This window comes from Finegoldia magna, from assembly GCF_018371055.1.
Classification (GTDB): domain Bacteria; phylum Bacillota; class Clostridia; order Tissierellales; family Peptoniphilaceae; genus Finegoldia; species Finegoldia magna_I.
Genome location: NZ_JAGYZD010000081.1, coordinates 1 through 6785 on the forward strand (window position 1 = coordinate 1; position 6785 = coordinate 6785).

A 6785-nucleotide genomic window follows, 5' to 3' on the forward strand; every position below is an offset into this window, starting at 1 on the left:
TTACTATGGTTGTAAACATAGGCAGATGATAAGAGGTCATAAGTGTACTTTCCGTAAGCAAATTAGAGAAGAATTGTTAGATGATGCTGTTGCAGAGGTGATTGTAAAGATAGTAAGTAATCCGAAATTTGCTTCTATGATGCAAGAAAAAATCAACATGAAGGTGGATACCTCTGAAATAGAAAAAGAAATAGATAATTACCAAAAGGAATTGAGGAAGAGTCATTCTACAAAGTTTAAGCTAATTGAGGAAATAGATAATTTAGATGTTGAAGATAAGCATTATAAGAGAAGAAAACAGGATTTAGACGATAGACTTTATCGCATGTATGACAAAATAGATGAATTAGAATCATCACTAATTGATGCGAAAGCAAAGAAACAGACTATTGAAGCTGAAAAACTCACAGGAGATAACATATATAAGGTTCTGATCTATTTTGATAAACTCTATAAAGTCATGAATGATGTAGAGCGTAGGCAGTTAATTACAGCTTTGATTTCTGAAATTCAAGTTTATGAAGAAAAACAACCTAACGGACAATGGCTAAAATCAATTACTTTCAAGCTCCCAATTATAGACGACGACTTGAATATAAGTTTGGACAATGATAAACAAGTTGAGACGATAGTGCTGATACAAAAGATGTAAATTTAGAAATCCTGCATTTCAAGCAGTTTTATAATCATTTTATCTTTGATAAAGATGAAGAAGTATATGTCAAAAAGACTCAAAAAAACTACATGGACGTAAGAGTAGTTTTGAGACTAGTATGAGGAAACACAAAAAATAATATAAACTCATTTTGTACTTTCTACAAGAGTAGCGTAAAAAGCTGCTCTTCTTTTATTGAAGGGAGTAAGGATTCGTTACATATGTTATATAAAATGTAAAAACATTTAATAATGATAATGTATTGACAAAGCACGAACTTTGATATACAATAAGGTCAAAGGAGATGAGGATATGGCTACAACAAATTTGAATATAAGAACAGATAAAGAAATAAAAGAAGCAGCAGAAAAAATCTACTCCAGTTTAGGTTTAAATATGACCACTGCAATTAACATGTTTTTAAGGGCAAGTATTAGAGAGAGTGGCATTCCTTTCGATTTAAAACTTGATGTTCCAAATGATGAAACTATAAAAGCGATTGAAGAAGGAAGAATGATAGCTAAAGATACGAAAGTGAAATCCTATGATAATATGGATGACTTGAGGAAAGCCCTTGAAGTATAAAATAAAGTTCTATTATTAGCAGGTCTTGAGGTAACAAAATAAGGTAAAATGATCGAAGTGGTGCAGGCGAAAACTCTTGATGAAGTCGATAGAAGAGTAAATAGTTTGCAACGGCAATTTTATAATAGAGCAATACACAGTGAGGTTCAAAAATATTGCATCAAAGATTATTTGCAAAAAGATTATTATGATGCTGTCTTTGAAGCTGCTAAGGGACTGGCACAAAGAGTACGAGATATTACTGGATTAACCACAGATGGTGGTACATTGTTTCAGACTGCTTTTTCTAAAAATGATCCTTATTTGTTTTTTAATAGTATGAAGACGGACAGTGAGATAAGTGAATTTATTTGACTGAAAGAATTAATGGAGGCAATTTTCCATCTAGTAAGAAATCCAGTAGCACATACGCCTAAGATTAATTGGAAGGTTGATGAAGACAAGGCACTTGATATTTTAACTTTGATTTCTTTTGCACATAAGTATTTAGATGAGTGTCATAAAATGCCGGGAAAAATATGAGGAGGAAGTACATGGAATTTTATTATAGTGATAGCATAGAAGCACTAAAAACATTTTATTTATCTATGCGAAAAATCAATGTGCAAATTGGTACGTTTGAATATACATATAACGGAATAGTATCAGATGTGATTTTTGACACAAGAGATTCTGAACTTTGGAAATTGGTTTTTATAAAAAGAGGTCATGGTGATATGTTATCCATTCCAATAAAGAAAGGATATCGTTTTACCATAGAAGGAAATGAGAAATACAAAGAATTTGCAGATTATTTCGATATTGGAAGAGGTAAAGGACAATTTAGCATAAAGGATTTTGTGATTCATTTAAATAATAAAATCCCGTTCGAATATAGCTTATCAGATAATGTGCGAAGAACAATTTTGAAATATGATAGAATAGATACTGATAGCGATGGAATATTTCCGATTGGAATTAAAAATTGGGAGGTTGTTCATGCAAAGAACCCAATGCTACCAAAAGATAAATACCATAGGACAAACAAGAACTTATTAAAAACAAGACAGTTATATCCAGCAATATATTCAGCGACAAAGGATACGGATATTACCATTATATATGGAACAATGCCTGGGCAAAAAACAGGAAAAATGAAAAAGTGTAAATTTGATTAAAACATTCTTTTGCTTGTTTGAATAGATATGTTCCCATGTACAGAAAAATTCCTGTGGATATGTTTCCACTTAGAGGCAAAGGCAGAAATGTGGCTTTGACATACTTACTGTCATATCGAGCCACGTTGAGAGTGTAGTATTGATGTCAAGAAAATAAGAACATAGGATATTTCTACTTTATTTAGAAATTTGGAGGAAATAATGATAAAGAAAATTGGAGTTGTGAGCTTATCAAGTGGTGTTTTGGGAGAAAGTTTTGTTGAGCATGAAATAAAAATAGGAATAGACAGATTAAATAAGCTAGGAGTCGAAATAGAGTTTTTACCTAATTCTTTGAAAGGCATTGATTTTTTAAAGAATCATCCGGAAGCTAGGGCAGATGATTTGCTGCTTGCTTTTGAAGATGACACTATTGATATGATTTTATGTGCTATTGGTGGAGAAGATACCTATAGATTAGCTCCTTATTTATTTGAAAGAGATAGATTAAAAAATATTGTTAAACAAAAACTTTTTTTAGGCTTTTCTGACTCAACAATGAATCACTTTATGCTAAATAAGCTTGGCATAAGAACATTTTATGGTCAGGCTTTCTTGCCCGATGTGTGCGAACTATCTGCTAATATGTTAGCTTATACAGAAAAATACTTTTTGGAACTTATAAAAACAGGAAAAATAAATGAGATACATCCTAGTGAAGTTTGGTATGAGGCAAGGGAAGATTTTGGCGATAAAGCTATTGGAGTAGAAATGAAAAGTCATCCTAATACCGGTTTTGAGCTTTTAAGAGGAAATCCTATATTTAGTGGAAAAATTTTAGGCGGATGCATAGAAACAATATATGATATGTTCGATAATTCTAGATTTAACGATACAGTAGAAATTTGTAGCAAATATAATTTATTTCCAACCCTTGAGGAATGGGAGAATAAGATTTTACTAATAGAATCAAGCGAAGAAAAATCAAAACCAGATTTATATTGGAAAATGATACGTGCTCTAAAAGACTACGGATTATTTGATGTATTAGCAGGAGTATTAGTAGGAAAACCTCAAAATGAAATCTATTACGAGGAGTATAAATCTATTTTATTAGAAGAAATCACTAATAAAGATTTACCTATTGTCTATAATATAAATATTGGACACTCAACTCCAAGATGTATAATTCCTTTTGGGGTAGAAGCAGAAGTAAATGTAAGTAAACAAATGATCTCCTTTAGTTATTAAACAAAATTGAGCTGAGCTATGAGTTGTTTTTCTTTACTTTCGAATGACGTAATATATTACAAGATATTTACTGATTGAGCTATTACCCATACGAGATTTTTGAAAAACATTGAAAATTATTCATACTGATCACTCAAGCCAAGAATCTTCAAGAGATGCTATTAAAGGACATCGATTTGTAAGAAAACGACCTCTGAGAGTGAGGTATTGATGTCTAGTATAGATGAGTAGGAATGTTCTTAATGGCTGAAAATCAATCAGTTTATGATGATAGAGGATTGATTGTTTTTTAATATGGGTATAGATATAAAGACAAGTTAAAATAGTAAATTTTATTAAAGGAGAAGTCGAAATGTTAATAGACCCATCATCTTTTAAAAGATTAGAAGACTCACTTATAGAGCAAGGTAAAATTGAGAAGTTTGAAAAAGAATCCGGTAAGATATTGGGGAGGGTAATGATTACCATAGGGAGTATTCCCGATGATATAAAAGAAGATGTTTTAAGAGACAATGAAGAAGATGATTTAATAATTTTCAATTGTTCTTTTGATTTTTACAATTCAACTTTAGGAATAGCGCTTTATAAGAAAGATTTGAAATTAGCATCGAGAATTTGGATAACAGAACAAGAAGAGGGAGCGGAAAAACCATCGCAAGATTGGATTGAATTTTTTATTAGATTATTAGTTGAATATGTAATAGAAAGTAATGATGGTTTTGGATACCCAATTTATGCATTTGTAAATAATGACTCAGAAATGGTAATAGTTCCGGAATAATAAATAATTTTAGCATCTACAAAAGTAGGTGCTTTTCTTATACTTAAATTTAGAAGGTGCTTCGATTGGCAAGATTCGACGGCTGAATCAATTGTGTTGTTGTCAAGGTAATGTGATTGCTATAAAATAGTATATAAGTTAAGAGGTGAAACTATGATAATAGATAGTTTTGATAAAGACACAGAGCCACTTATCAGTCTAAAAGACTTTTATGGAGAAAAGAAAAATATTGCAGAAAAATGTTTGATAATATATTCAAAAAGCATAATAGAATATTTGCTTGATAATTTTGAATGCGAAGAAATTGGAAATATAGGATCTGTAAATGGGTCAAGACCAGTATATAAAAGTAGATTTGAAGGTCAAGAATTTGTATTTTATCTTACTATGATGGGTTCGGCTCTTGCTTCAGGAGATTGTGTAGAAGTTAATTGGATTACAGGTGCAAATAAATTTATTATGTTTGGATCTTGTGGCAGTCTTGATAAAGAAAAAACTTTTGGAAAGTACATTATACCAACAGAGGCTTATAGAGGTGAAGGAGCATCTTATTATTATGCGGCGCCTTCTGATTATATTGCTATTAAAAACCATGATAAGCTTGAAGAATTTTTTATCAAGGAAAAAGCTCCCTACACTAAGGGAAATGTCTGGAATACAGATGTTATGCTTCGTGAGACACGCGGACTCGTTTCAAAGAGAAAGGCAGAAGGATGTATAGCAGTAGAAATGGAGCTTGCAGGTGTTCAAGCAGCTTGTGATTTTTATAGATTTGAACTTTATAACTTTCTTGAAGCAGGAGATATATTAGATGAGAGCTGTTATGAGGTCGAAGGACTCCATAATGCCAACCATGATCTTGGAAAATTGTATTTGGCATTAAAATTTTTAAAAGAAATATAAGATAAATTATAATGAGATTATAAGAGATTAAATGTATTGAGTATAAACTCATATACTAAAGAAAAATAAGCGACAACAATACAAACAAAAGAATAGTAGTATTTTTACATATTTTTCTACTAAACAAAATATTACCGCAGCATGATTTGTTGATAAAATGGTTTAAATATATCAAATTGATGTACTAAATATTAATATATAGTTAGAAGTTTTGTGAAAATGTCGTAGCATCAAGAAGTATAGAAGGATGATATAAATTTGAATTTATATTGAAAAAATAAACTATAAAAACGCAAGGAGACAAATATGGATATTATTCGACTACCTATTATAAATGGAATAACCCCAGATTTATTAAATGGAACAGAACGCTATGCTTACGGGTTAAGTGATTTTACAGATAGCTGGGAATTAAAAGATTGGCAAGAACATGGAGGTTATCAAGGTTCAGTACTTTATTTATATGATTTGCAAGAAAGCAAAGTTTATATCCCATTTAAGAAAAAGAAAAATGTTATTTATCAAATGCCATTATTTAGTGATGGTATGATTTATTTTTTACAAGTAGACTATGATGATAATAAGGTTAATCTATATCGAGTATCATCAAGTTTAGAACTAGAAAAGATAACAGATTTATCTATTGATGAAGTTAATCTTTACAACATTAGATTAATCGGAGAAGGTGTGCATATTACGAGTCAGGATGAAAGCTTTGTATGCTATTATCCCGAATCTTTTGAAATAAAATTAGAGGTAAATGAAAGTGTTCTTTGTATAGATGATGAAAAAATTTACATAAGTGTCTGGATTGAGGAAGGTATTGAAAATGATGAGATAACAAAAGACTGCACTTACTATGAAAAAATACGTGTTAAAGACAAGGCGGGAAATCTCATTTCAGAAGAAATAGGATCATTAACTCAATTCCCAGATGGTAAATGGAGAATATCGTAAAGCATAATATAGGAAAAGAACATAAGAAATTCCAGTTTGTCGAGGTAATACCTTTTAACGATAACCTTAAGCTATCGTTAAAAAGTTCATGGATATGTTCCTACATACGAACGTAGCTACTTGACATACTTAGTGTTCACTCGTTTCATGTTGAAGCCCTAACCCTACTTGTCAAGAAGCGAAGCTACACTGAAAAGTAGAGGCAGGTCCCATGCAAAGATTTCCCAAGAGAAGCGACCGAATAGGAAGCTTTGATTGGCAGAAATCGACTGCTGAAGCTGTAGCGTTAATATAAAAGATGTAAATTTAGAAATCCTGCATTTTAAGCAGTTTTATAAGCATTTTGTATTTGAAAAAGATAAAGAAGGATATGTAAAAAAGACTCAAAAAAACTATATGGACGTAAGAGTAGTTTTGTAACTGGTATGAGGAAACACAAAAAATATAATTAACTCATTTTGTACTTTCTACAAGAGTAGCTTAAAAGGCTGCTCTTTTTTTCTAAGAAGTGAGTGTA

Annotated in this window: 6 protein-coding genes and 2 pseudogenes; all 8 read left to right on the forward strand. The window is 31.0% G+C overall.

The genetic code is table 11. The features are described 5' to 3' along the window. A pseudogene (locus KHW44_RS04770) lies at positions 1-652 on the forward strand (recombinase family protein); the annotation flags it as partial. Between the two features lie 315 nt (positions 653-967). Continuing rightward, a complete protein-coding gene (locus tag KHW44_RS04775) occupies positions 968-1240 on the forward strand; it encodes a type II toxin-antitoxin system RelB/DinJ family antitoxin (RefSeq protein WP_304066615.1) in 273 nt (90 codons plus the stop codon). A 48-nt stretch (positions 1241-1288) separates the two neighbouring features. Then, positions 1289-1762 (forward strand): annotated as a pseudogene (locus tag KHW44_RS04780) (TIGR02391 family protein). 11 nt (positions 1763-1773) lie between these two features. Beyond that, positions 1774-2397, forward strand: coding sequence for a DUF6037 family protein (locus KHW44_RS04785; RefSeq protein ID WP_304066617.1), 624 nt, complete (start codon positions 1774-1776; stop codon positions 2395-2397). A 201-nt stretch (positions 2398-2598) separates the two neighbouring features. Continuing rightward, positions 2599-3627, forward strand: a complete 1029-nt coding sequence (locus KHW44_RS04790) for an LD-carboxypeptidase (RefSeq protein WP_304066620.1) — start codon at positions 2599-2601, stop codon at positions 3625-3627. Between the two features lie 352 nt (positions 3628-3979). After that, entirely contained in the window at positions 3980-4408 is a 429-nt protein-coding gene (locus tag KHW44_RS04795; protein ID WP_154271848.1) for a hypothetical protein, read from the forward strand. Between the two features lie 153 nt (positions 4409-4561). After that, positions 4562-5311 (forward strand): nucleoside phosphorylase, encoded by a 750-nt coding sequence (locus KHW44_RS04800; protein WP_304066626.1) that lies wholly within the window; start codon positions 4562-4564, stop codon positions 5309-5311. A gap of 306 nt (positions 5312-5617) precedes the next feature. Next, positions 5618-6268: a hypothetical protein gene (locus KHW44_RS04805; protein ID WP_154272109.1), complete on the forward strand. Its 651-nt coding sequence runs from the start codon at positions 5618-5620 to the stop codon at positions 6266-6268. The last annotated feature ends 517 nt before the right edge of the window (positions 6269-6785 follow it).

Bases quoted from the DNA above. Each gene is read 5' to 3' on its own strand.
- KHW44_RS04805 (WP_154272109.1), top strand. From the start codon at position 5,618: ATGGATATTATTCGACTACCTATTATAAATGGAATAACCCCAGATTTA.
- KHW44_RS04775 (WP_304066615.1), top strand. From the start codon at position 968: ATGGCTACAACAAATTTGAATATAAGAACAGATAAAGAAATAAAAGAA.
- KHW44_RS04800 (WP_304066626.1), top strand. From the start codon at position 4,562: ATGATAATAGATAGTTTTGATAAAGACACAGAGCCACTTATCAGTCTA.
- KHW44_RS04795 (WP_154271848.1), top strand. From the start codon at position 3,980: ATGTTAATAGACCCATCATCTTTTAAAAGATTAGAAGACTCACTTATA.
- KHW44_RS04790 (WP_304066620.1), top strand. From the start codon at position 2,599: ATGATAAAGAAAATTGGAGTTGTGAGCTTATCAAGTGGTGTTTTGGGA.
- KHW44_RS04785 (WP_304066617.1), top strand. From the start codon at position 1,774: ATGGAATTTTATTATAGTGATAGCATAGAAGCACTAAAAACATTTTAT.